Raw genomic sequence first — 24,696 nt, forward strand, 5'->3', positions numbered from 1 at the left:
TGTCTTATTCTAGATTAATTGGAAATAGCCGTTTATGAATTCACAGTATACATTGATGCATGAAACGAAATCGCACGAAGAACACACGAAGCCCGCAGTGGGATGATCTCAAGATCTTCCTCGCCATCTCGAGAGATGGCTCGCTGGTAGGTGCGGCGCGGGCCATGGGGCTGACGCAACCCACGATGGGCCGCCGGCTCCAGTCGCTGGAGAAGCTCGTGGGCTGCAAGTTGTTGAGGCGTACCTCCGACGGGTACGTCCTGACGGATGAGGGCATGGCGGTGTTGGCTCACGCCGAGCGCATGGAAGAGGAGGCCCTGGCCTTCGAGCGCCAGCTCGCCGCGCGTAACGGTGAACTCGAGGGGACCCTGCGTGTCTCCGCCTCGGATTGGCTCGCCAGCCGTGTCCTGGCGCCCGTCATCGCCCGGCTCCAGCAGAAGCATTCGCGCATGATGGTGGAGCTCAGTACGGATCCCCGTCTATTGCGCCTCGACCGGCGGGAAACCGACCTTGTCTTTTGCTTCAACCGTTTCGAGCAGGCCCATGTGGTGCAGAGGCAGCTCACGCACGTTCACTACGGGGTCTATGCCTCGCGCGCCTACCTGGAGCAGCGAGGGATGCCGCATCCGTCCACGGGGGGCGCGGGTCATTGTTTGATTACCATGGATGCGGCGCTCAGCCACCAGGCGGATGTCGTCTGGCTCACGGGGCGGCTGCCCAAGGCACGCATCATGGGGCGCAGTACCAGCCGCGACGTGCAGGCGCGGATGTGCACCGAGGGAGGAGGAATCGCGGTGCTACCTCTTCAGGTGGCGGAGTCCACTCCCGGCCTGGAGCGGGTGGATCTCGGCGAGCCGCCTCCCGGTCGGGATGTCTGGATGGGCTACCATCGAGACTTTCGACACCATCCCCGGCTGCGGGCACTGATCGACGCCGCCGAGGCCGCCCTCCTGCTCGAGCCTCCCAAGATCATGAAAAGGATTTTGCCGTCCCGGGGGTCGTGACGCCCGGGCCGTTTCGTTCCCAGGCCGCGTGGGGGGGGCGCCCGCGTGACCCCGTCCTCGAGGGATGGGACGGGGTCGCGCGCGACGTCGCTGGGGCTCCCCGTCGCGGACTAGTGGAAGTCCGGCGTGACGCGCATCGGCGTGAAGAGGGGCCGGACGGTGGACGAGGCCTTCGCGGCTCCTTCCACCTCATCCGTCAACAGGTTGTAGAGGATGTTGGCGCTCTTGCGCAGATCCTCGACCGGAGCGCCCTCGTTGATGCCGTGGAAGTTGATGGGCGGCCCCAGCTTCTTGGTGAACAGCGCGCCGGCGGCGATCAGGTGCGTATTGCCCTTGGCATTCGTCGCGCCACCCACCGCCACTGTCGGACACTGCTCGCCGAGGAGTTGCTCGTACGCCGAGCTGACGCGCTGGAACGTCTGGCCCGTCGTCAGCCGGACGTCGGGCGGAAACAAGGTCGTCGTCTGGAAGGCGAGGGTGTAACCGGCCTCGGCGGGGAATTGCCCCAGCAACCGCGTGAGGATTTCCTGGAAGCGGCTGGGCGTTCCCTTGCCTCCGACCAGGCCCTCGGTCTTGCCATCCCAGGCCACGCTGTTGTGGCCGAGGGCATAGCGGACGTCGACCTCTACCCGCGCGGCGATGTCGGGAGCGCCCGCGGGGTTCGTGTAGAAGCGGGTCACGGCATACGTCGTCCCGTTACCCGCCGTGAAGACCTCATCGTTGCTCAGCAGCAGGTCCGGGTGGTGCTCGCCGAAGACCTGGGTGCCCCAGCTCCAGGAGATGAAACGGATCAGCTCGCTGACTTCATTGCGTGCCAGGTGTGTGCCCACCTGGGCGCTCAAGAAGTTGGCCAGGGAGACCAGCGGGTTGGCGCCCCCCTCCCGGTTCTCATCCGGCGTCGAGGCATGCTGCGCACCGCTCACCTTGGTGGTGAGCACGAGGCGGTTGTCGGCCAGTCCCGACGTATCCACGGTCAGCTGGGCCCGGTGATAGGCGGGGTCGTCGAACCCATAGGCCTGGTACAGGGACGACACCTGCTGGGCGAAGCTCTGGAGTGCCCCCGCCGAGTCCGAGCGGATGACGGCGATGGCCGAGTCGGGAATCTGGTTGACGGGCCCCTGGGGGGTGTTGAGCGATTCAATCCACACGCCCGTGGGCGCCGCGGTCCCGCGCTTGATGGTGAAGACGGGGCGCTCCATTCCCTTCTCGGCGCGCACGCACCAGATGCCGTCGAAGATGACCCCCAGGTTCGGGTTCTCCTCCGGCTTGTCTTCCAGGTAGTAGGGCATCGCCATGTCGGTCTCCTCCGAGGTGTCGAAGATGACCTCCAGGGTGACGCGGTCGAGTCTGGGGTCGCCGTCGAACTGCCGGGCCACGGCCTTCAGGACGTTGAATGCGACGAGGGCGGGGCCCTTGTCGTCGATGGAGCCGCGGCCGACGTAGAACTCCTGCTCCGTGCCCAGATAGAGCCGCTGCTCCTTCACGAGCGTGAAGGGCGCCCAACTGTCCTGGCTCCCAGCGGGCACCGTGTCCAGATGGCTGCTCAGCGCGACCCGACGTGGCCCGGAGCCCACGCGCACGCCGAAGAGCCAGTACTCGCGGCCATTGATCGTCTTCTTCCACTCGAAGGGGACGAGCTTGTGGACCTGCTGCGTCGCATTGAACTGCTGGGTCTGGAGCTGCAACTCCTGCTGGAGCTGCTGGATGTTGGCCACGACCTGGGCCTCGGACAGGTCCGCTCCGCGGTAGGTCTGGACCGCGACGAACTTCGAGAGGTCATCGAACAACCGTTCGTCGATGTAGCGCTGGAGCTGTTCGAGTCCATCGTTCGACAGCGTCTTCTTCGACGGCGCCTCTTTTGTCGGGCTACACGCGCACACAAACCCTAGGAGCGCCACGAAGGCGAGTCGGATGGGAGATCTAGACATGTCATTCTTTCCGTTTACACGGAGCATTCGCTCCGCTTCGGCTGGATCAGGAGTTTCTTTTTCCCTCCTGAGTCCTGGTGACTGCTGTGTCAGACTGAAGAGGAAGAAACTGTCAATGTTCTTCCGTGGCGACACAGCCAGCGTGGGGGCCTCATAATCAAGGCGAGCCAATGAAGTAAAGTGAATCCATAACCTCGCGAACTCACTGGATGTAGAGCCTGGTGTATGGCCGCAACTGAGAAATCTCTGAGGAATGACCATGCTGGGCGTGCCTTAGAACCTTCTCAGGAAAGCCCACCGGCTTGTTGGAGCAGGGGCGGAACTGTCGGGGTTGGTTGACAATCCGCTGAGGGCTGATTAGTCATCCCCATGAAAAGCCACATCCCAATTTCTGGCATGGGCGTGCGTAATGATTCTCTGGATGGATATGAAAGCACTCGTCCGTGGGAAATGGGGTGCAATGAGAAGGATGGGGAGGAGGTCAGGGCAGCCGACCTGGAACCCCTCCCTTCCGTAGGTCAGGTGCGCGGCAGGACAACGGAGAAGGTGGCGCCGCGCCCGGGTGCGCTCTCCACCTGGATGGTGCCCCCCATGGCATCGAGGATCTGCTTCACGATCCACAGGCCCAGCCCGAAGCCGCTGTAGTTGCGCTCACTGGCCACGCGCTCGAACTTCTGGAAGAGGCGGGCCTGCGCCTCGGTCGCGATGCCGATGCCGTTGTCGCGCACCGTCACCGTGGCCGAGGCCGCGTCGGCGCGTACCGTCACCGTCACGGGCTGGCCATGGCCGTACTTGATGGCATTGGACAGCAGGTTCTGGAGCACCTGATCCAGCCGCAGCCGGTCCCACTCGCCCACCACCGGGTCGGGGACGTCCAGTCGCAGCTCGCAGCCCGCTCGGGCCGCGTCCTCCGCGCAGCGCGTGGCCACCTCTCGGGTCGCGGCGACGAGGTCCACCTCCCCCACCTCCAGTTTCAGCCGCCCCTCGGTGATACGCGACACGTCCAGCAGTTCCCGCACGAGGCTGGCGAGCCGGTCCACCTGGCGCTGGATGGGCGGGAACTTCACGCGGACCGTCTCCGCGAGCACACCGGGCAGCAGCGACTCCAGGCCGCGCCGCAGTCCATGGAGATTCAGCTTGAGGGAGGTCAGGGGGGTGTTCAGCTCGTGGGAGGCGATGCCGAGGAAGATATCCCGGGCGCGGATCGCCTCCTGGGCTTCCTTGTAGAGAAGGGCATTCTCGATCGCCATGGCGGCGCGCCCGGCCAACTCCTCCGCGAGCGCGAGGTCGGCCGGGCCATAGCGCTGTCCCGGATCCGACCGCATCAGCGAAATCACGCCCATCGGCCTGCCTCGGGTGATGAGCGGAACCATGATGCAGGAGCTCACGCCCAGGGCTCGAATCAGGCGCAGGTGCTCCTCGTCCTGAGCACCCCCCACCAGCACCGCCTCATCCACCACATCGACGAGACGGGGCCGTCCCTGCCGCAACACCATCAGGTAGCGCTCATCCCAGTGGTGGTTGGGGGAGAAGCGGCGCTCCAGTTCCTCGATGAGCGGCAACTTGTCGGCGTCCTTGTGGACGGCGGCGATACGGCCGAGTGACCGCTCGTCCTGGATCGCGTTGACGGTGCACCAATCCGCGATGGAGGGAACGGCCAGTTGCGCGATGCGGGTGAGCGTGGCCTCGTAGTCCAGGGATTCCATGAGGGCGGTGCCCACCTGGGCGAGGAAGCTGGCGCGCTGCTCGGCCCGTCGCTGCTCGGCGTAGAGGCGGGTCCGTTCCAGGACCTGGGCGCACAGGTGGGCCAGGGCCTGCTGCAACTCGCGCTCCTCCCTGGAGAGGGGACACCATGTCTCGTAGGCGAAGCCCATCGACCCGATCACCCGATCCTCCACGCAAAGGGGGAGGCTCGTGCGGGTACCGCCCTGGAAGGTGTCGGTCCGCGCGGCGTCCGGGTACTCGCGCAGGTAGTCCGCCTCCGAGTCACAGAAGATGGGCCGCCGCGTCTTCACCGCGTCCACCGGCACGATCTTCGCCGTCATGGGAATGCGGCTGTATTGGCGAACCGGGTCGTCGCCCAACCCCACGGTCCCCACCGCGATGAGCTCCGTGCCGTCCGGGCTGAGAAGGCTGATCCCGCCCGCCCGCGCCCCGAGCAACTCGATGCCCGCGGAAGCGCTGATGCGGGCCACCTCGGCGGGTGTCAGGGCTCGTGAGAAGGCGGCTGTCACTTCCTGCAGCTTCGCGGTGCGCTGGAGGTGCGCGACGCGCTCGGCCTCCAGTCGCTTGTGCTCGCTGATGTCCTGGACGGTCACGCCGCGGGCGAGAATCGCCCCCGAGGCATCGCGCACGGCCGTCATCTCGATCATCACGGGGAAGCGGCTTCCGTCATGGCGCAGGTGGACGGACTCCCAGGTGACGTGCCCCTCTGCGTGGACCTGGCGCATGAGCTCGGGGAGCCGCGCCCGCTCCTCCGGCGCGAAGAGGGCCTCGAGCGCCATTTCCTCCATGTCGTCCGGGGAGTACCCATGCATCCGGCGGAACGCCGGGTTGGCCCACGTGAGCGTCTGGGAATCTGGCATCCCGAAGACGACGCCAATGGACGAGCGTTGGAAGAGCATCTCCAACATGCGGAGGTTCTTGCCGAGGGACTCCTTCTCCGCCACCACCTCGCGCAGCCGATCGCGCTCGGCTTCCGCTTCTTCTCGTGCCACCCACTCCGCCGTCACGTCCTTGAAGGCGATGGCCACATGGGACACGTCGCCGCCCGCGCCCATCAGGGGAAAGAAGGTGCAGGAAATGGCCGCGCGCCGCGCCTCTCGCACGCCGAGCTCCCAGTGCTCGTTGGGGTCATACCAGACCGTGGGTGCCTGGATCGCCTCACCTCGGAAGGCACGGCGCACGAACCCGGTCAGCCCCGTCCGTTCGCTCTCCTTGTCCTCGAAGAGGTTGTACCCGGGCGGCGGTTCGGCCCCGAACATCTCGCGATAGGCCCGGTTGTTCAGGCGCGCGTGCCCGCCCGCATCGAAGATGATGAAGGGCATGGGGGAGTGCGTGAACATTCCCTCCAGCAACGCCAGCGGCTCGGGACTCCGTGCGAGTCCCTCCCGCGGGGGGCCGTCTCCCGGCCTGGCCGTGGGTGTTCCCGCGGGCTCATCCTGGGAAGCCACGTCGCGTCCGGCGTTGTCGTTCGGGGGCGGCGGATTGGACACGGGAACCTCGGCGGAGTCGGCTTAACACGAAGTCACGTGGGAGGCGCTCTCGAAGCCCGGTGGGGCCGGGCCGAGGCCACGCTTCCACGCACCCGGGCGAAAACCGTTTCCGGTCCTCGTTGGCGCCCACTATCCTGCTTCGCCGAGCAGCCCGGCCCGTCCTGAGTCCGCGAGTCCCCGGCCAGCCGCGCGCCGCTCGCCAAGGAGACGACATGTCGCGCGAGTACCCCCAGGAGCAACTGATGGCGTTCGTCCAGGCCATGGCCAACGTGGCGGCGAGCGATGGCCGCGTCACCGAGGACGAGCGCCAGCAGCTCGATGAGGTGGTGATGGGCATGGGCCTGTCGCCCAGCGACGAGGAGGTCGCCGCGCTCATCGAGCGGGAATTCCAGAAGCCCAGTCGCCTCACCGACATCGTCAGCAAGATCGAGATCCGCGAGCTGCGCGCCTCCCTCCTGCGCATGATCGTCGAGGTGGCGTGCGCCGACGGGGAGATCGCGAACGAGGAGCGTGCGTCGGTGAAGGAGGCCGCTGGTGCCTTCGGTCTCGATGTATCTGTCGCCGACGAACTCATCGACTGGACGCTCGCCTCGATCAAGCTCGAGCAGCGCGAGCGCGAGATCATGGCGAAGCTGCTCTAGCTCGAGGGTGGTGCCCGACTCCCCGAAGGCCGCCCGCGACGAGCCTTCGAGGTGCCGCCGTGGTTGGACTGGGGTTGCCGCGACGGGTGGGGCTGGGATCCCCTCCGCCCGCCTACTGCGCGGCGGCCCGGGGAGAATCCACTCGCTCCCCCAGCTCGCCCCGACGCTCGATGATCTGCCGCGCGATCCGGAGCCCGGCGATGACGGCGCCTTCCGAGTGGCTGTTCTCCGTCGTGTCGCCTCCGATGTAGAGGCGGCCCTGGGGACGGCGCAGCTCGTTCGCGAGGGCATCGAAGCGGGAGCGCCCGAGCTCCAGGGGCCAGTAGGCCACCGCCTGCGGGTAGACGAAGAGCTCCGCGGAACGGATGTGCTGGCGGACACCCGGGAAGAGATTGTCGAGGGCCTCCGCGCTCTTCTCGCGCATCTCGTCGGCCGGCAGGTTCATGACATCGCGCGCGAACCGGGCGTGCAGGAGCAGGGTGAGGACGCGGTCCCGAGGCGTCTGCTCGTTTTCCTGGATCTCCGACACGTCGTAGATGGTACCGGCCGGCGAGTCCGAGAGCAGCGTCAGGACGTTCTCACCATTCACCTCCCACAATGGGGACGCCTCGGGCGCGACACGGAAGTGCACCTTGACGTAGCTCCCCATCCTCGTTGTCTGGATGGCCTGCCGCTTCTCGGGGCTGAGCGAAGGCGAGAACTGGATCCTCCCCAGGAGATGGACCGGCACGGTGACCACCACCATCCGCCCGGTGATGTCGAGGAACTGGCGGTCATCCTGGAGGACCCGCACCTTCACGCCCGAGTCCGTCTGCTCGATGGCGGTGACGCGGGCCTGGGTCATGAGCTGGCCGGGACGCAGGTGGGCGGCGAGCCCCTCGGTGAAAAGCGTGTTGCCACCGAGGACGTGGTAGTTCTTCTCGCCAAACCCCTCCGGTGAATCCAGGAAGAGGCGCATCTCGTCGAGCCCGTCGAGCGCGGAGATCTTGTCCCACTCGATGGCGAGCTCGGGCTCCAGCGTGACGCGGATCCACTCACCGACCTTGTGCGGAAGTTCGTCGCGGGCGATGAACTCCGCGAAGCTGATGTGCATGAGCGCCTCCAACTCCGGTGTCAGTGGCGTTCCCGCCTCATGACTGGCGTGCAACTGGGAGTAGAGGTTCCAGGCCTTGGCGTTCCACCGGAGGAACGCCGCGCGCTCCCCTTCGTTGAAGATCCCCGCGAGGTACGTGTCGCGCTCTCCCTCCCCTTGGTAGGGATGGATCTGCCCATCGAGCCGCACGGACGAGTGGGCGACGTCCTCGCTCAAGGGGAGGTTGAGCTCCCGCAGTAGCGCCACCGCGGGGCTGCGCTCGAAGAACTCCTCCATGTGAGCCTCGGCGGTGGCACCGTCGGGGAAGGTGATCGTCTGGACGCGGCCGCCCAGGCGCGGAGCCGCCTCGACGAGCAGTGAGTTGATGCCCGCCTTGTTCAGTTCGTAGGCCAGGGTCAGCCCCGTCAGACCCGCGCCGACGATGACGACGGGGGCGTCCCTCGAGGGGGGCGAGGGGGGCTCCGGGTTCCTGCCCGAACAGGATTGGATGGCGAGAACCACCATCAACAGGGATGAGAGCCAATACCTTCTCTTCATCATGTCATACCCCCCCTGGAGACTTTGTTTCGGAACTCCTTCGGAAATCCTAGGCGGGGTGAGTGCCGTCGAGTCACGTCGCGCGGCTCGAATGGGTACTCGTGAACAGCACATGCCAGGATTGGGAGTCAGCCGGGACGGATGGGCGGGGCGCGCCGGGCAAGCGCGACGCGCGCGGAGTCCGTCATGGTGACGAGTGCCGCCCCCAGCATGATGGCATCCTTGATGACGAGGCGGCCCCGCGCGCTCAGGTAGGGGAAGCCGGATGAGCCGTCACCGAGGTTCGGCACCCACGACTCGGGAGTCGTCTTCCTTGTTCATGTGGGCGCGGTACTCGGACGGCGGAGCGCTGTAGAAGAAGCTCATCACCGGGCTGTTGGCGACGAAGGGCACGATGCCGTCGGCCTCGTAGGGGAAGGCCTTCAGGCCTCCAATCCACAGCAGGACCGTCACCAGGCCCAGCCGCAACATCGTCATTCCGAACCGCTCGGCTCCAGCGGCCAATCTCAACACCCGCTCGAATGCGTACATACCGTGCACTCCTCGTTGTCCGCGGACGGGCACGGAGGTGCCAGCGTGTGCGGACTCGAGGGGATAGGTCGCGACCGCGGCGGGAATTACACGGCCGGATCCACCGTGCCCTTTTTCCGTCCTGCTGCTCGAGTCGGCTTCTCGCGACAACCATGTTGACACCCACCGCCTCGCGTGCAACGCGTCTCGGGCTCGCGCGTCTCCTTCGCCAGTCACCCCCCTTCCTATCTGACGAGTTTCCATGAGCCAGCCTTCAGCAGAAACCCTTCCCTTCCTCGGTTGGGTATCCGAACTCGCGCGGACGCAGGTGCACTCCCTGACGCGCATCGCTCGCCACGAAGGGCTGTCCGCCGAGGATGCGCTCGATGCCATCCAGGAGGCCTTCCACACCTACCTCCTGCTGCCCCACGCACGCTCCTTGTCGGACGACCACGAGGATTCGCGGGCATTGCTTGCGGTGTTGGTGCGCAACGCGGCGCGCAACATGCGCCGGCGCCACCACCGCGCGATGCCCCACGAAGACGTGGACACGGCGCGGGAGCTCTCCGCGCCGCAGCCCACGGCGGACGAGCTGCTCGTGCTCGCCGAGGACCACGTGAAGCTCCGGGGCTGCGTGAACAAGCTCAACCAGGTGCAGCGTCACGTGGTCACGATGCGCATGCTGGAAGAGGTGAGCGGCGCGGAGGTGGCGCGCGAGCTCTCCCTGACGCCGGGTCACGTGGCCGTGCTGCTGCACCGGGCGAAGGCGGAGTTGCAACGCTGCGTGATGTCTTGACGCGGTGTTCCACCTCCCTGGCGAGGCCACGGCTCCATCTGCTGAATCGCTTTCCTGCCTCCGAGGAACTGTCCTGCATCCGACATGTTCTGGAAGAGGCGGTTTCGCTTGAATTTCTCCACAATCTGGTTTCAGTTAGTGTCATTGTTGCTTCGCGTCTGATGGGGCGGACTCAGCGGTAGCGCCCCCCCAATCCCACGAATCCATCTGGAGGATGCGCTTCACTGCCACAAGACTGGAATTTTCCTTCAACCAAAAATGACAACGTTACGATTCGTTTCCACCCCCCTTGTGTCCGCGCGGGAGTCCTCGGACTGCCATCAGACTGGAATATTTCCATCGGCCAAAAATGACAACGTTGCGATTCGCTGACCCCCTCTTGTGACCCGTGGAGCAGCACTGGGAACGATGAAGGGCTTACCCCAGGGAGAGGAAGAACAATGCTGTCAATCATTGCAGACCCATGGCGGGTCCATGCCTGCCATTGGGCGTCGGGCTGATCTGGAAACCGCCGAAGTCGTGGATCACATCTCAATCACTTGCTTCTGGAGACACCTACCCATGTCCCGACAGATTTTCCATGCTGATACCCGTAGTGCCTGGTTCTGGTGGCGAAGGCTCCTCACCACCGCGACGACCGCGGTGCTGGCCGCTGTACTCTCCGTCCTCGCGCCCATCAGTGCCGCCCATGCCGCCACCGGCGGCTTCCATATCGCCAATGGCCGGCTCCTCGACGCGAACGGCAACGACTTCATCATCCGCGGTATCAGCCACCCGCACGCGTGGTTCCAGCAGAGGACCAGCGCGTTCGCTGACATCAAGGTGGTGGGGGCGAACAGCGTCCGTGTCGTGCTGAGCGGTGGCCGGTGGTCGGTCAACACGGCCAGCGACGTGGCGAACGTCATCTCGCTCTGTAAGCAGAACCGGCTCATCTGCGTGCTCGAGAACCACGACACGACGGGTTATGGGGAGCAGGGTGGCGCCTTCAGCCTCGATCAGGCCGTCGACTACTGGCTGAGCATTCGCAGCGCGCTCGTTGGCCAGGAGGCCTACGTCATCATCAACATCGGCAATGAGCCGTATGGCAACACCCTCTACACGGAGTGGGTCGGGGCGACCATCAATGCCATCCAACGCCTGCGCAACGCTGGGCTGACGCACACCTTGATGATTGACGCGCCGAACTGGGGGCAGGACTGGTCCAACACCATGCGGGACAACGCCGATACGATCTGGGCGGCCGACCCGCTGCGCAACTCCATCTTCAGCGTCCACATGTACGGCGTCTACAACACCCCGGAGAAGGTCAAGGCCTACCTCGACTCGTTCACCAGCCGGGGCCTGCCCATCCTCGTCGGCGAGTTCGGGTGGTACCACTCCGACGGTGATCCGGATGAGTTCACACTCACGGAGTACACCACGTTGCAGGGGCTCGGCTACATGGGGTGGTCGTGGAGCGGCAACGGAGGTGGCGTCGAGTACCTCGACATGGTCACCAACTTCGACCCGGCCAGACGCACGGACTGGGGCAACTGGCTCATCACGAGTGCCAATGGCCTCGAGGCCACCTCCGTCGAGGCCTCGGTCTTCGGCAGCAGTGGTGGCGACACGCAGCCCCCGACCGTGCCCGCCAGCCTGGCGACGACAGGCACGACGGCGAACAGCGTGTCGCTCGCGTGGGGCGCCTCGACGGACAACGTCGCGGTGACCGGTTACGATGTCTACCGCGGATCCTCCCGCGTGGCGACGCTCCCCGGCAGCATGCTGACGTACACGGACACGGGGCTGGCGGCGAACACGGCTTACAGCTACAAGGTGTATGCGCGTGATGCCGCTGGGAACGTGAGCGAGGCGTCCAACACGGTTTCCGCGACGACCCAGTCCTCCGGGGGAGGAAACGGTGGCTGCACGGCGACCTACCAGTTCGATAGCGAGTGGGGCTCTGGCTTCGGCGCCACCGTGACGGTGAAGAACACCGGGACCGCCGCGACCAAGGGCTGGACGGTCAGCTGGACCTTCGGTGGCAACCAGCAGATCACCAACATGTGGAACGCCACGTCGACCCAGTCCGGCGCGAGCGCCACGGCGCGGAACATGAGCTACAACGGTGTCCTCCAGCCGGGGAGCAGCACGTCCTTCGGCTTCCAGGCGGCGTATTCCGGTTCCAACGCCGCGCCAACCCTGACCTGCACGGTCAACTGATGCAGCCGGTGGCTGGGAGGGCTCGAGGTGGGGTCCCTCCCGGCCCGGTCCCGGGCGTCCCGCGCCGAAACGCGCTTCCTGCATATGCATCTACTCCGGCATTCACAGCACGGAGGAAGAACCCATGAGCAGCACCTCATCGCGTCCCGCGGAGAAGAGTGGCACCTTCAAGCTGGGCGGCGACCTGCCCATCCATCGTCTGGGCTACGGCGCCATGCAGCTCACCGGCCCTGGCATCTGGGGTCCGCCCAAGGACCGAGCGGAGGCGGTGCGCGTGTTGCGCCGCGCGCTGGAACTGGGAGTGAACTTCATCGACACGGCGAACTCCTACGGCCCCTACTACAGCGAGGAGATCATCGCGGAGGCCCTGCACCCGTACGCCAAGGGCGTGGTGGTGGCGACCAAGGCGGGCCTGGTGCGCACGGGGCCCAACCAGTGGCACCCGGTGGGCGCGCCGAAGTACCTGCGCCAGGAGCTGGAGCTGTCGCTGCGCCGACTGAAGCTGGAGCGCATTGACCTGTACCAGTTGCACCGCATCGATCCGAAGGTGCCGGTGGAGGAGTCGCTGGGTGAGCTGAAGGCGCTGCGGAAGGAGGGGAAGATCCGCCACATCGGCCTGTCGGAGGTGTCGGTGGAGGAGATCCAGCGGGCGCGCAAGGTGGTGGACATCGTGTCGGTGCAGAACCGCTACAACCTGGTGGACCGCGTGCACGAGGGGGTGTTGGACTACTGCGAGAAGGAGAACCTGGGCTTCATCCCCTGGTTCCCGCTGGCGACGGGCGGCCTGGCGAAGCCGGGGAGCGCGCTCGACTCCGTGGCGAGGAAACACAACGCGACCCCCTCGCAGATTGCCCTCGCCTGGCTGCTGGCGCGCTCGCCGGTGATGCTGCCCATCCCGGGCACGTCTTCCGTGAAACACCTGGAGGAGAACCTGGTGGGCGCGGAGGTGAAGCTCGGCAAGGAGGAGCTGGCCGCCGTGGACGCGCAGGCGTCGGGCCGCTGAGCCAGGTCCGCCACTTCCGCTTCACGTATCGCGGGAGGAGCGTCACCTCGTTGACGCCCACCCGCTTGGGCAGGTCCAGCTCCTCACCCAACGCCTTGTCACCAACCCCGGTGGCCTACGCGGCCTGCTCGGCTGGCATGGTGTTGAGTTGAATGCAGCGGGGTGCCCCACAGGGCAATCCCCCTTCCGTCCCATACGCATCCAGGTCCGCGATGGATGGCCCCCTGGCGTCCTCCGGCGCGAAGAACAGCACCCGCTTCTCCTGCTCGGCGGCCGCGCTTCGGCGAGGCGCGCGAAAACAGGAACGGGCAACCCAGGAGGCTCATACCGAATTCAGAATCCAGACAGTGTCGGGTGCTGCTCACGGCCCAGCAGTCAGCCTTCCGACAATCCATGTAAAACACGATATTCCGATAGGGGTTTGGTGCCATCGTCGATTCAGTGAGTTGCTTATGGGGCCCCCGTGAGGGGGCCTATCTCGGTCCTTCTTCGCCCGCCCAGGCGCTTGTCGTTCCTTTTGGGCAGGAAGAGCCGCCTCCTGAGTCCCCCATGCAGAAGAATGACAGTCAAATCAATCCTGAGTTCACCTCGGCCTACATGCAGGAGTTGGCCGCGCTCCCACCCGGGCGCCGGAGGATTCCCCCGTCCCTGGCCGCGCGGTTCAAGGACATCCGCCTGGCGGGTGAGGGCGCGATGGGGGTTGTCTACCGGGCGGTGGATCCACGGTTGGGCCGTACCGTCGCGCTGAAGTTGCTCAAGAATGACAACCCCGCGCTCATCCAGCGGTTCCTCTCGGAGGCGCGTTCCCAGGCGCGCATCCAGCACGAGCATGTGTGTGGGGTGTACGAGGCCGGGCTGGCGGAGGACGAGCCGTACATCGTGATGCAGTACGTCGACGGGGTGCCGCTGTCGCGCGCGCGCGAGCGCATGACGCTCGAGCAGCAGGTGACGCTGCTCCAGGAGGTTTCCACGGCGGTGCACGAGGCACATCGCCTGGGGATGATCCATCGGGATCTCAAGCCGGGGAACATCCTCGTCGAGCAGCGCGCGGACGGGACGTGGAAGCCCTACGTCGTGGATTTCGGCCTGGCGCGCCAGGTCGCCGAGCAGGGAACGACCCAGACGGGAGAGGTTCTCGGGACGCCGGCCTACATGTCGCCCGAGCAGGCCAATGGAGACGTGCGCCAGCTGGACCGCCGCTCGGACGTGTACTCGCTGGGGGCCACGCTGTACGACGTGATCGCCGGACGGCCGCCCTATGTCTCGGAGCACCCATGGCGATTGCTCCTGATCGCGGCCATGGAGGATCCGCCCCCGCTGGGTCAGGTGAAGTCGGGCGTTCCGAAGAACCTCGAGACCATCGTGATGAAGTGTCTCGAGCGGGAGCCGGCGCGCCGCTATGACTCCGCGCGGGCGCTCGCGGAGGATCTGCGGCGCTCCCTGGACGGCGAGCCCATCTGGGCGAAGCCGGCCTCCTGGGGGGAGCGCCTCCGGAAGACGGTGTGCAGGAACAAGCTGCTCACGGGGGTGCTCGGGGCACTCCTGCTGTGGGGGCTCGGGGTGGGCACCGTCTGGGTAGGAGCCCGGCGGCGTGCCGCGGAGCAGGCGCGGCTCGCCCGGGAGCTGGGCGAGAGCGTGAAGGAGATGGAGCTGTTCCTGCGCGCGGCGTATGGGCTGCCACTCCATGACGTGGAGCGGGAGCGGGACGTGGTGCGCGCCCGGCTCGGCGAGATCGAGCAGCACCTGCGCGCCTCGGGAGACGCCGGACTGGGGCCCGGGCACACCGCGCTCGGATTGGGGCAGCTCGCGCTGGGTGAGCCCACTCGGGCCCGGGAGCACCTGGAGAAGGCACTCGCGGCCGGGTACACGTCGGCGAACCTCGAGTATGCGCTGGGGCGGGCGCTCGGAGAGCTGTACCGGCGCGCCCTGGAGGAGACCCGGCGCATCACCCAGCCGCTGGAGCGTCAGCGGAGGGTGGCGCTGCTGGACACGTCCCTGCGCCAGCCGGCGCTCCTGCACCTGCGGGCGGCCATGGGGACACGGCTCGAGGTGCCCGAGTACGTGGAGGGGCTGATCGCACTGTACGAGGGCCGCCACGACGAGGCGATCGCCAAGGCGAAGGTGGCTTTCGGCAAGGCGCCCTGGATGTACGAGCCGAAGAAGCTCGAGGGTGATGCGCTGTATGCCGAGGGCAGCAAGTACCGGCATGACGCGGCGTTCGACCACGAGAAGATGAAGGGTTATTTCGAACGGGCCGAGGAGGCGTACCGGGTGGCGGCGGAGATGGGCAGCAGCGATCCGGCCATCCACCGGGCGCAGTGCGAGCTGTGGGAGAAGCGGGGGTGGGCGGACTACTCGCGAGACCTCCCGCCCGGTCCCGCGTTCGAGGCCGCCGAGGCGGCCTGTGGCCGCGCGGTGCGCTCGAGCTCGAGGGACGGAGGCGCCGTGGTGCAGCGGGCGCTCGTGCTGCTGGCGCGGGCCTTCGTGATTGGCGCCAACATCCCGGGGGGTGCGCTCCCCCTGGTGGAGGAGGCGCTCGAGACCGTCGAGGCGGAACGGAGCGCTCGCCCCCAGGATGTCCTGGCCCACTACGCCGTGGCTCAAGCCCTCTACCTTCGGGCTCGGCTCCTGGAGGGGCGGGGCGGTGAGGTGTCCCTGGAGCCGGCCATCGCGGCGTACCAGCGGGTGCTTTCCCTGGAGCCGGGCTTCACCTGGGCCCACAACGAGCTGGGGGATGTGTATTTCCAGGAGGCCAGGCGGATTGGCGCGCGGGGAGGGGAGGCGGCGCCGCTGCTGGAGAAGGCGGTCGAGCAGTACACGCGAGCCCTGGCGCTCGATCCCGGCTTCGCCCTGCCCGTGGGCGGTCTGCTGGATGCCGCGGCGACCCGGCTGGAGGGGGAGATCGCCCGGAAGCGAGAGGCACCCGAGGCGCTCCAGGCGCTCTCCCATGCTCTGGGCCAGCTGGAGAAGTCAGGCGCCACCCCGTGGGTCCTCGCCCTGTGGAAGGCGCGCGCGTACCGGCTCCGTGCCCACCATGACCTGGTGCTGGGCAGGGATCCCCGTCCGGTGTTGGCGTCGCTCCTCGAGGTGATTCACGCCGCCGCGGGGGAGTCGCCGACAGACTCCTGGCTGTTGAAGGAGCTGGTCCTGGGCCGTGTCCTCGAGTCAGAGAACGAGCGGCTTCATGGACGGGATCCGGCGGTGGCCCTGGAGAGGGGGCGGGCCCTGGTGCGGAAGCTGGGCGAGGTGGATGGGGCGCGGGCCAGGGAGACCTGCGAGTTGGCGACCCGATTGAGTTCATTCCCGGTTCGGGAGTGTCAGCGTTTCTTGAACTCGTCCCAGGCGTCCTACCGATAGCACCAGGACACGGTGCGGCCATTCCCAATCGCATCACCCATTGGAGGTTCACATGCCCATGTGGCGCGCATGTCGTCTGTTCATTGCTCTCGTCGTGGCTTGTTTCGTCGGATGCGGCGGTACCGCGGAGGAGTGGGAGCAGGGCTCGTCCCTCGCGAATGTCGAGCAGGCGTCGGGTGGGGGTATCTATGATCGCCCCCCACCCAATGGTTTGAATGGCACGTCCCCTTCCTGCTTCTGGGCACATGGGACCCAGCAGGCGCTCCGGTCCATGGGGAGCGCCGCGCTCGACCAGGGGGCGGGCTTCCTGCCGAGCTTCCCCTTGAACCTGGTCTCCGAGTCCTGCCGGCACGTGTTCCGCTCCGCGGTCGAGTGTGCGCTCACGCCAGCGCAGTCCGTGAGAGATCCCGTGACGGGCGCGCTGTACACGGGGTGGTGGGGGCTCGCGCCCTCGTGGCTGGGCGACGTGCTGGATACCGCGGGCCGCCGGTATGTGACGGCGTGCATGGTCCAGCGGTTGAACTTCTATGGCGCCTCCGTTCCCATCCTGTTCGAGGGCGCTCATCCCGCCATCGCGCACAGCACGACCTATGCTTCCCAGTATCCGATCGAGGAGTCGACCGTCTTTGGCGACCTCTTCTCCTCCTCCACGCCCCTGCTGGGCCTGTTGCCCGCCTTCAACGTCTTCGTCTGCTGGGAGTCCCTGTTGCCCCAGTCGTGTGGTCTGTTGGGACTGCCGCTTCTCGAGAAGCGGATTTGCGACGACGCGCCGCTGTGTGGCCTCCTGCCGGTGGGTCCGTGTGCACTGTCCTGCGAGGGGTCGGGGCCCTATTGGAAGTGCCGACCGTTCCTGCTCGCTCCGTTGTGGACGGAGACGGTGCGGGTGAAGCTGGAGACCTCCAGCTGTCAGTGAGCCCACCCGGTTGCCATGCGCGGAAAAGGAATGGGGATTCCGTCGAGGACAGGGGGCTGGAGCATGGCACTTGCTCGCCCTTTGGTCCGGAGCCCTGTCAACCGGTTTTTTCAGTAATCTATTGAAAACTCGCGTTGCCTGCCAGCCGGGAATCCGTTAGGAGCAACGTTGCCTCCCCCAGGCGTTCCTCACCGAGCTTCTTCTCACCCGATGCCGGCCATGGCCGCTATTGGGAATCATTCAGCGAGGAGTGTTCCTCCCATGGACACCGTGACCCCTCTGCCCACTGCCACCGCCCCAGAGGTGCCAGGTGGGTTGCCGCTGCTTGGCCATGCGCTCCGGTTGCTGCGCTTGCCTATCGCCTATCTCCAGTCGTTGCGTGAGTTCGGTGACATCGTTCAGCTCCGCATCGGCTCGTCGCCCGTGTATGTGGTCACCTCCCCGGAGTTCATCCATCAGGTGCTGGTCACTCACGCCGACAGCTTCGAGAGAGGGCGCGTCTTCGACAAGGCGACGGCCGCGATTGGCAAGGGGCTCATCGTCTCCAACGGAACCTTCCACCGGCAGCAACGAAAGCTCCTGCAGCCGGGGTTCCACCGGCCTCGCATCCACGGCTACATGGAGATCATCCATCGGCAAGCCGAAGCGCAGATCGCCGGGTGGTCGCCGGGGGCCCGCATCTCGCTGCGTGAGGAGATGCATCGGCTGACGCTCAATGCCGTCACCCGGACACTGTTCGGCGCGAACACCGAGGAGCGCATCGCCGCCGAGATCGGCGACTACATCGACGCCGCCAACTCGTGGGTGGGTCTCCACACCGTGCTTCCTGGCCGCTTCTTCGAGCGGCTGCCGATGCCGGTCAACCGCGCCTTCGAGCGCAAGAAAGCCCGCTTCGACGAGATCATCAATACGTTCATCGAATCGCGGCGCGCGGATGGCCGCGACCAGGGAGATTTGCTGTCCGCGTTGTTGGCGTCACAGGATGACGAGACCGGCAAGGGGATGAGCGATGAACAGCTCCGGATGGAGATCGCCGGCCTGTTCGTCGCCGGGTCCGAGACCACGGCGACCGCGTTGACCTGGCTCTTCCACGAAGTGGGACGCCACCCCGAGGTGGAAGCGCGGATCCACGCCGAGGTGGACGCCGTGCTGGGTGGCAGGCCCGTCACCACGGAGGACCTGCCCCGGTTGCAATACATCCAGAGCGTGATCTCCGAGACGCTGCGTCGCTATCCGATCGCCTGGCTGCTGATGAGGCGCGCCACCCGTGACGTGGAGCTGGCGGGCACCCTCCTGCCGGCCGGGGCCGAGGTCATCGTCAGCCCGATGATGGTCCACCGCAACCCCCAGCTCTACCCCGAGCCGTTGCGGTTCGACCCCGATCGCTGGCTGCCGGAGCGGGCGCGGGAGCTTCCACGCCACGCCTTCCTCCCCTTCGGGGACGGCAAGCACAAGTGCATCGGTGACTACTTCGCCCGCACCGAGATGGTGATCGCCGTCGCCACCATCGCCGCGCGGTGGCGTCTCGTTCCGGTGCCCGGTCACCGCGTCTGGGAGGTCCCCCGCTCGGTCTTGCGACCCAACCAGGTCCTGATGACCGCCGTTCCCCGTTCCGCCGCACCCGTCCCCGAGGAGAACCACTGATGATTGACACCCAGCGTGCCGCGATCGAGTTCCACTTTCCGTTCCCTCGCGACCTCAGCCCCGACATCGAACAGGCCCAGCGTCACAGCATCGCCTGGGCCCGTCAGATGGGATTGGCCACCACCGACACCGCGCTCCGGTATCTGGAGGCGTGGAACTGGGGCCGTCTCACCGGTCACTGTCTGCCCACCGCGCGCGGTGCCAACCTGGACCTGGCCACCGACTGGATGACCTGGGGGTTCCTCTACGATGACCAGTTCGCTGGCCCCCTCGGCAACCAGCCGGATCGGGTGGCGCGAATCACCGAGAACATGATTGGCGTTCTCCACGCCACGTCCGCGACCCCGAGCGACGACGCCTGCGCGCGGGGCATCACGGACATCCTCCAGCGGCTCTCCTCGAAGATGTCCCCGGCCTGGATGGCCCGCTTCCGCGACGATCTGAAGTGGTTCTTCATCGGGGTGCTGCGGATGACCACCTACCGCAACCACCTCAGCCAGATCGACACGCGGACCGCGTTCGAGATCCGCCGCCTCGACATCAGCATGGACGCCGTGATCGATCTCATCGAGGTCGCGGAGGGGTTCGAGGTGCCCGAGGTGCTCTTTGGCACCACCCAGATCCAGGCCCTGCGCCAGTGCGTCATCGACATCGTCATCCTGCAGAACGACGTCTTCTCCCTGCCCAAGGACCGGCACCAGCAGGAAGTCAACGTGATCCTCGCCATGGAGCGCTCGGAGAACCTCACCACGGCCCAGGCCCTGGCGCGCACCTCCGCCCTGGTCGATGAGAAGGTCCAGGAGTTCCTCACCGTCAAGGCCTCCATGCCCGCTCTCTACGAGACCCTCGGGCTGGGTGCCACCGACCGTGCCCACATGGACCGGTACATCCACTGTCTCGAGCTCATGATCCACGGCTGTGTCTATTCACATGCCGAGTGTGTTCGTTACTCCACCCGGTCCGAGCACACCCAACCCATCGCCGGCCGAGGCTTCATCCAGGACCTGCACCTGGGCGCGGGCATCGAGCGGGCGCAGGCGATCGTCCGGACGATCCAGGGGTGAGCCCCTGACGGGCCGCGCGAGCGCCGTCCTCGCGCTTCGCGGGCGCTGAAAGGAACGAGCGATGAAGATCACCGTGTTGGTATTGGGGACGCGTGGGGACGTGCAGCCCTTCATCGCGCTGGCGATCGCCTTGCAGCGCCGCGGTCACGAGGTCTGTGTCGCCACGTCCCGCAGCTTCGCCGACATGGTCGCGCACAGCGGTGTCCGGTATGTCCCCGTCTCGGCGGATTACGAGGAGTGGTTCCAGTCGGAGGAGGGCATCCGGTGGATGGCCGGCTCCGACAACACGGCCAGGTTCATGCGGATGCTGGCCGGGGAAGGGGTGGGGATCGACAGCAGGCTCAAGCCTCGAATGCACCGCGAGCTCCTGGCCGCTTGCGAGGGCACCGACGCCATCGTCGCGAACCTGGTGATCGAGGACAGCGCCGCCTGCATCGCGGAGAAGCTCGAGGTGCCCTTCATCCCCGGGTACACCATGCCGATGCTGCCGACATCGGAGTTCCCCAGCCCGTTCATCTCCGAGCGCAAGCTGCCGCTGCGCGCGATGAATCGGCTCACGCACACTCTTCTCGAGACGTTCTACTGGCAGGGGCAGAAGCGCCTCATCCATGCCTGGCGTGCGGAGCTCGGGCTGCCGCCAACGGCCATCTCGATGCGGGAGAAGCTGTGGCGCGCCGGAACGCCGATCCTCCATTGCTACAGCAGTCATCTCGTTCCGCGTCCGTCCGACTGGAGCGCCGCGAATGTCATCACCGGCCCCTGGATGATGCCCCCGGACGTTCGCGCCAGCGCGGGCGGCGCCCCATCGTCGGAGCTCATCCGCTGGCTGGACCAGGGGCCACCGCCCATCTACCTGGGTTACTGGCGGCTGCCCTCGATGGACAAGGCTGGGATGGTGCGTCTGGCGATCGAGGTCGCGAACACGCTGGGCGTCCGCTTCGCCATCGGAGCGAGCTGGAGCGCGGAGGAGATCGCGGCGCTCCGGGTGCCCGAGAGCATCTTCATCACGCGCTCCGTGGACCACGACTGGCTGTTCGCGCGTTGCAGCGCGACCGTCCACCACGGCGGCGCGGGCACGACCGCGGCCACGCTACGTGCCGGGCTGCCGACGGTCATCTGCTCGATCTGCAATGATCAGCCCTTCTGGGGAAACCGGGTGACGGCGCTCGGGGTGGGTTACAGCATGCCGTTCAAGCAACTCACCGCGGCGCGGCTCACCCAGGCGCTGCGCCACATCCAGGACGGCGCGGTGCGCGATCGGGCGAACAGGCTGGGAGAGCTGATGCGGCGGGAAGATGGCACCGCCACGGCGGTCCGCATCATCGAGGAGCGTGTACCGGGCGCCCCTCTGCGCTCTTGAGGTGATCGGCGTCAGTCCAGGCGCAGCTCCCACAGGATGCGGCTCCGGCGCAGGATGTCGAGTTGCTCCGGGGTCGTGCCGACGCGCTCCGCGGAGGAGAGTGCGAAGGTGCCGTCGATCTGCGCACGGGGCGTGACGCGGAAGCCCAGCTTCGAAAAGAAATCCTTCACCTCGTCCACGCGGGTGAAGGTCGTGTCGCGCAGGTTGCTTTGGGTGGAGCGGGCGATCACCGAGAAGATTCGCGCGAAGTGGGGATGGGTCCATTGCTTCCGTGAGTCGTCGTCGTTCAACTCGAAGTCCGGGGTCAGCCAGACTCCGCCGTGGCGCTTCAGGAGCCCGGCGATCAGTTGGGCCGTCGCCCGCTTCTCGTCCCGAGTGAAGTATTGGAGCAACCCCTCGTGAATCACGGCCACCGGTTCGCCCGGGACGAGGTGCTGCTCCAGGACGGCGGCGTCCTCAGGCGCCACCGCGTTCAAGGGCGCGAAGACCACGTTCTCCTGGGCTGGGAGCACGCCGTCCCGCCGCAACTCGTCGTGCAGGCGCAGCCGGGTTTCGTGCATCTCGGGGAGGTCCGTTTCGATATAGCGGAGGGGGTGGGTGCGGCTCATGGCGTCGCCACGGAACGCGAAGCCGCTCCCCAGCTCCACGATCTGCTTGATGCCAGCCGTCTTGAGGGCCGTCTCCAGGCACTTGTAGCGGGCCTCGAGCGTCGGGGCCATCCAGCTCAGCAGCTCGGGCGCGGGGGCGTCTCCGTCCAGCATCTCCCGCACCAGTTGCGCGGAACCGATGCGCGTGGCGATTTCCTCGGCGAAGGGAATGTCGGAATGGCGCCGCATCTCGGCGACCAGCCTGGCCGTGGGGCTGATGTTGTCGTAATCGCGGAGGCTCATCTCGTTTTCCTTGGTTGCGCCTGGTTTGCCGTCGCCCGATAAGCCGGTCACGGCCGGAGTGCAAGCATGTTTGCTTCTCCGCGACCTCACGGAGAGTGCGATTGCGGCCCATCGCGCGCGCTGCTGTAGTCACGCGCCTCATGAAGAAACCCTCTCCCTCCTCCGGGACTCCCCGGGAGCTGAGCCGCCGCACGTTCCTGGGTGGCGCGGCCGTCGCCAGCACGCTCGTGGCCCTGGATGTCCAGGCCCAGCCCTCCGCGAACTCCACCCCTCCCGCCGCTCCGCGCGGCTCGGCCTTCGAGCTGGAGGAGGCCACGCTCGCCGGGCTTCAGGCGGACCTCTCGTTGGGGAAGTACACCGCGCACGGCCTCACGGAGCACTACCTCGCGCGCATCCAGGAAATCGACAAGGGAGGCACCGCGCTCGGGTCCGTCATCGAGCTCAACCCGGACGCGCTCGCCATCGCGGCGGCGCTCGACGCGGAGCGCGAGGCGAAGGGGCCGCGGGGCCCGCTGCACGGCATTCCCGTGCTCATCAAGGACAACATCGGGACGGCGGACAAGATGCAGACCACCGCGGGCTCGCTCGCGCTCGTGGGCGCCGTGCCCTCGCGGGATGCGTTCGTGGTGGAGCGCTTGAGGGCCGCGGGCGCGGTCATCCTCGGCAAGACGAACCTCAGCGAGTGGGCCAACTTCCGTTCCACGCACTCGTGCAGCGGTTGGAGCGGGCGGGGAGGCCAGTGCCGCAATCCCTACGCGCTGGACCGCACGCCGTCGGGCTCGAGCTCGGGCTCGGGGGCGGCCACGGCGGCGAATCTGTGCGCGGTGTCCGTGGGCACGGAGACGGATGGCTCCATCGTCTCGCCCTCGGCGGCATGCTCGCTCGTGGGGCTCAAGCCGACGGTGGGGCTGGTGAGCCGCTCGGGCATCGTGCCCCTGTCACACACCCAGGACAGCGCGGGTCCCATGACGCGCACGGTGACGGACGCGGCCGTGCTCCTCGGGGTGCTCGCGGGGGTGGATCCGCGCGACGCGGTGACGGCCGCGAGCCAGCGCCATGCGCACGCGGACTACACGCGCTTCCTCGACGTGAACGGGTTGAAGGGAGCGCGCATCGGCGTGCCGCGCGAGCGGTTCTTCGGCTACCACCCCGCCACGGACGCGCTCATCGAGCGGGCGTTGGACGTGCTGAAGGCGCGGGGCGCGGAGCTCATCGAGGCGCCCATCCCCTCGGCGGCGAAGCTGGACGAGCCGGAGCTGGAGGTGCTGCTCCACGACTTCAAGGCGGACATCGAGGCGTACCTCGCGGGGCTGGGGGAGCGGACGCGGCTGAAGACGCTGGCGGACCTCATCCGGTTCAACGAGGAGCACCGGGACACGGAGCTGGCGTGGTTTGGCCAGGAGCTCTTCCATCAGGCGCAGGAGAAGGGGCCGCTGACGGACAAGAAGTACCGCAAGGCGTTGGAGGCGTGCCGGAAGCTGTCGAGGGAGCAGGGCATCGACGCGGTGATGGCGAAGCACGAGCTGGACGCGCTGGTGGCGCCGACGCAGGCGCCTCCGGGGCTCATCGACCTGGTGAACGGAGACCACTGGCTGGGAAGCAGTTCCACGCCAGCGGCGGTGGCGGGCTACCCGAGCATCACCGTGCCCGCGGGTTACATCGCCGGACTGCCGGTGGGCCTGTCCTTCATCGGGAAGGCCTGGAGCGAGCCCACGCTGTTGCGGCTCGCCTTCGCCTACGAGCAGGCCACGAAGCACCGCCGCCCGCCCATGTTCGCCCCGACGGCGGACCTGCGACCCGCCAAGGTGTAGGGAGGGTCTGTGCGCGGGAGCTGTACTGGACTCGACACTCGAAACGGCTGGGATGACGGGGGCGGGGAGGGTGAACGAGTCAGTCCGCGCTATGAAGGAACACCCGCGACTGGATGCTCGCGGGTCCCGTCAGCCTCAACCCCTCCTCGAACCCCACCTCTGTCCTTGAGTCGCGCGAGGTGGTCTACTGACAAGCGCCGTACGTGTGTTGGCAACCGCCAATGCTTTCCGTCACAGAGGTGACCGAGCACCCGGTGCTGCACTTCACGCAAATCGTCTCTGTGTGGATGTAGTTGATGTCAGGGCAGTACATGGTGTCGGTAGTCCTGGTGTAGCCAGTGCCACACGGCGCCTGCGTTGTCGTCCTGGTACATGCCAGCAACGTTCCTGGCTGGGACGCCATACCCTCCGACTGGGTCTCCATTTCGTCACCATTCACGGGAAGCTCAGTCCCACAGCCGAAGGCAAAGAGCGAGCCCATCAACCCAGTCATCACGGCGAATCGCTTCATTCGAATCCTCTTGTCCGTCTTCACCACCATTGGTGCGTGGATATCACGCACAGTGCGGCTGGCGGAGTCAAGGATTCGAAACCGCGACTTGAACGGGAACGAAACCTGGCCTGGACGGGGGAGCCAACCGCCGTCCAAGTCTTTCCGATGACTTGGGGGCTGTGGTGCCGGGCTTGAATCTTTCAACTTCTTTGACACATGAGGGGCACTTCCTCTG

Annotated in this window: 17 protein-coding genes; 11 read left to right on the forward strand and 6 right to left on the reverse strand. The window is 66.7% G+C overall.

Annotated elements, in window-relative coordinates:
* The first annotated feature begins 59 nt into the window (after window positions 1-59).
* The gene (locus CYFUS_RS16095) at window positions 60-1,004 is read left to right on the forward strand and encodes a LysR family transcriptional regulator (RefSeq protein ID WP_095986030.1); all 945 of its coding nucleotides are present in this window, start codon (window positions 60-62) and stop codon (window positions 1,002-1,004) included.
* Window positions 1,005-1,114: 110 nt separating this feature from the next.
* Here the strand turns inward: CYFUS_RS16095 and CYFUS_RS16100 are convergent, their stop codons facing one another.
* Together CYFUS_RS16100 and CYFUS_RS16105 are read right to left on the reverse strand one after the other, a co-directional pair.
* Window positions 1,115-2,932 (reverse strand): M20/M25/M40 family metallo-hydrolase, encoded by a 1,818-nt coding sequence (locus tag CYFUS_RS16100; RefSeq protein ID WP_232537597.1) that lies wholly within the window; start codon window positions 2,930-2,932, stop codon window positions 1,115-1,117.
* Between the two features lie 518 nt (window positions 2,933-3,450).
* Entirely contained in the window at window positions 3,451-6,147 is a 2,697-nt protein-coding gene (locus CYFUS_RS16105) for an ATP-binding protein (RefSeq protein WP_095986032.1), read from the reverse strand.
* Between the two features lie 212 nt (window positions 6,148-6,359).
* Here CYFUS_RS16105 and CYFUS_RS16110 point away from each other — a divergent pair, with 212 nt between their 5' ends.
* Window positions 6,360-6,788 (forward strand): tellurite resistance TerB family protein, encoded by a 429-nt coding sequence (locus CYFUS_RS16110; protein WP_095986033.1) that lies wholly within the window; start codon window positions 6,360-6,362, stop codon window positions 6,786-6,788.
* Between the two features lie 112 nt (window positions 6,789-6,900).
* Here the strand turns inward: CYFUS_RS16110 and CYFUS_RS16115 are convergent, their stop codons facing one another.
* The 3 genes from CYFUS_RS16115 to CYFUS_RS52700 form a co-directional block, all read right to left on the reverse strand.
* Window positions 6,901-8,421: a flavin monoamine oxidase family protein gene (locus tag CYFUS_RS16115; RefSeq protein ID WP_157758470.1), complete on the reverse strand. Its 1,521-nt coding sequence runs from the start codon at window positions 8,419-8,421 to the stop codon at window positions 6,901-6,903.
* Window positions 8,422-8,546: 125 nt separating this feature from the next.
* Window positions 8,547-8,708, reverse strand: a complete 162-nt coding sequence (locus CYFUS_RS52695) for a DUF417 family protein (RefSeq protein WP_232537598.1) — start codon at window positions 8,706-8,708, stop codon at window positions 8,547-8,549.
* Window positions 8,692-8,949, reverse strand: coding sequence for a DUF417 family protein (locus CYFUS_RS52700; RefSeq protein ID WP_232537599.1), 258 nt, complete (start codon window positions 8,947-8,949; stop codon window positions 8,692-8,694). Before CYFUS_RS52700 ends, CYFUS_RS52695 begins: the two co-directional genes overlap by 17 nt.
* A gap of 241 nt (window positions 8,950-9,190) precedes the next feature.
* Here CYFUS_RS52700 and CYFUS_RS16125 point away from each other — a divergent pair, with 241 nt between their 5' ends.
* The 8 genes from CYFUS_RS16125 to CYFUS_RS16160 all read left to right on the forward strand — a co-directional run bounded on the left by CYFUS_RS16125 (window position 9,191) and on the right by CYFUS_RS16160 (window position 21,267).
* A complete protein-coding gene (locus CYFUS_RS16125; protein WP_095986035.1) occupies window positions 9,191-9,724 on the forward strand; it encodes an RNA polymerase sigma factor in 534 nt (177 codons plus the stop codon).
* Window positions 9,725-10,285: 561 nt separating this feature from the next.
* A complete protein-coding gene (locus CYFUS_RS16130) occupies window positions 10,286-11,926 on the forward strand; it encodes a cellulase family glycosylhydrolase (protein ID WP_095986036.1) in 1,641 nt (546 codons plus the stop codon).
* Between the two features lie 124 nt (window positions 11,927-12,050).
* Complete coding sequence (locus tag CYFUS_RS16135) at window positions 12,051-12,929, forward strand: aldo/keto reductase (protein WP_095986037.1); 879 nt, start codon at window positions 12,051-12,053, stop codon at window positions 12,927-12,929.
* A 549-nt stretch (window positions 12,930-13,478) separates the two neighbouring features.
* On the forward strand, window positions 13,479-16,286 hold the full coding sequence (locus tag CYFUS_RS53925) for a serine/threonine-protein kinase (RefSeq protein WP_095986038.1): 2,808 nt from the start codon (window positions 13,479-13,481) through the stop codon (window positions 16,284-16,286).
* A 52-nt stretch (window positions 16,287-16,338) separates the two neighbouring features.
* The gene (locus tag CYFUS_RS16145; protein WP_095986039.1) at window positions 16,339-17,199 is read left to right on the forward strand and encodes a hypothetical protein; all 861 of its coding nucleotides are present in this window, start codon (window positions 16,339-16,341) and stop codon (window positions 17,197-17,199) included.
* 261 nt (window positions 17,200-17,460) lie between these two features.
* Window positions 17,461-18,843 (forward strand): cytochrome P450, encoded by a 1,383-nt coding sequence (locus tag CYFUS_RS16150; RefSeq protein ID WP_095986040.1) that lies wholly within the window; start codon window positions 17,461-17,463, stop codon window positions 18,841-18,843.
* Window positions 18,843-19,907, forward strand: coding sequence for a terpene synthase family protein (locus CYFUS_RS16155; RefSeq protein WP_232537600.1), 1,065 nt, complete (start codon window positions 18,843-18,845; stop codon window positions 19,905-19,907). Before CYFUS_RS16150 ends, CYFUS_RS16155 begins: the two co-directional genes overlap by 1 nt.
* Before the next feature lie 61 nt (window positions 19,908-19,968).
* A complete protein-coding gene (locus tag CYFUS_RS16160; RefSeq protein ID WP_095986041.1) occupies window positions 19,969-21,267 on the forward strand; it encodes a glycosyltransferase in 1,299 nt (432 codons plus the stop codon).
* An 11-nt stretch (window positions 21,268-21,278) separates the two neighbouring features.
* On the opposite strand, the gene CYFUS_RS16165 is transcribed toward CYFUS_RS16160, so the two are convergent.
* Window positions 21,279-22,157 carry a class I SAM-dependent methyltransferase gene (locus tag CYFUS_RS16165; protein ID WP_095986042.1) on the reverse strand — a complete coding sequence of 293 codons (879 nt, stop codon included), beginning with the start codon at window positions 22,155-22,157 and terminating at the stop codon, window positions 21,279-21,281.
* 140 nt (window positions 22,158-22,297) lie between these two features.
* Between CYFUS_RS16165 and CYFUS_RS16170 the strand changes: the two genes are divergently transcribed.
* Window positions 22,298-23,968, forward strand: coding sequence for an amidase (locus CYFUS_RS16170; RefSeq protein WP_095986043.1), 1,671 nt, complete (start codon window positions 22,298-22,300; stop codon window positions 23,966-23,968).
* Window positions 23,969-24,696 lie beyond the last annotated feature (728 nt).

The organism is Cystobacter fuscus (assembly GCF_002305875.1).
In the GTDB taxonomy this organism is placed as follows: domain Bacteria; phylum Myxococcota; class Myxococcia; order Myxococcales; family Myxococcaceae; genus Cystobacter; species Cystobacter fuscus_A.

Coding starts and splice junctions, on each gene's coding strand:
- CYFUS_RS16095 (WP_095986030.1), top strand. CDS start 60: ATGAAACGAAATCGCACGAAGAACACACGAAGCCCGCAGTGGGATGAT.
- CYFUS_RS16100 (WP_232537597.1), bottom strand. CDS start 2,932: ATGTCTAGATCTCCCATCCGACTCGCCTTCGTGGCGCTCCTAGGGTTT.
- CYFUS_RS16110 (WP_095986033.1), top strand. CDS start 6,360: ATGTCGCGCGAGTACCCCCAGGAGCAACTGATGGCGTTCGTCCAGGCC.
- CYFUS_RS16115 (WP_157758470.1), bottom strand. CDS start 8,421: ATGATGAAGAGAAGGTATTGGCTCTCATCCCTGTTGATGGTGGTTCTC.
- CYFUS_RS52700 (WP_232537599.1), bottom strand. CDS start 8,949: ATGTACGCATTCGAGCGGGTGTTGAGATTGGCCGCTGGAGCCGAGCGG.
- CYFUS_RS16125 (WP_095986035.1), top strand. CDS start 9,191: ATGAGCCAGCCTTCAGCAGAAACCCTTCCCTTCCTCGGTTGGGTATCC.
- CYFUS_RS16130 (WP_095986036.1), top strand. CDS start 10,286: ATGTCCCGACAGATTTTCCATGCTGATACCCGTAGTGCCTGGTTCTGG.
- CYFUS_RS16135 (WP_095986037.1), top strand. CDS start 12,051: ATGAGCAGCACCTCATCGCGTCCCGCGGAGAAGAGTGGCACCTTCAAG.
- CYFUS_RS53925 (WP_095986038.1), top strand. CDS start 13,479: ATGCAGAAGAATGACAGTCAAATCAATCCTGAGTTCACCTCGGCCTAC.
- CYFUS_RS16145 (WP_095986039.1), top strand. CDS start 16,339: ATGCCCATGTGGCGCGCATGTCGTCTGTTCATTGCTCTCGTCGTGGCT.
- CYFUS_RS16150 (WP_095986040.1), top strand. CDS start 17,461: ATGGACACCGTGACCCCTCTGCCCACTGCCACCGCCCCAGAGGTGCCA.
- CYFUS_RS16155 (WP_232537600.1), top strand. CDS start 18,843: ATGATTGACACCCAGCGTGCCGCGATCGAGTTCCACTTTCCGTTCCCT.
- CYFUS_RS16160 (WP_095986041.1), top strand. CDS start 19,969: ATGAAGATCACCGTGTTGGTATTGGGGACGCGTGGGGACGTGCAGCCC.
- CYFUS_RS16165 (WP_095986042.1), bottom strand. CDS start 22,157: ATGAGCCTCCGCGATTACGACAACATCAGCCCCACGGCCAGGCTGGTC.
- CYFUS_RS16170 (WP_095986043.1), top strand. CDS start 22,298: ATGAAGAAACCCTCTCCCTCCTCCGGGACTCCCCGGGAGCTGAGCCGC.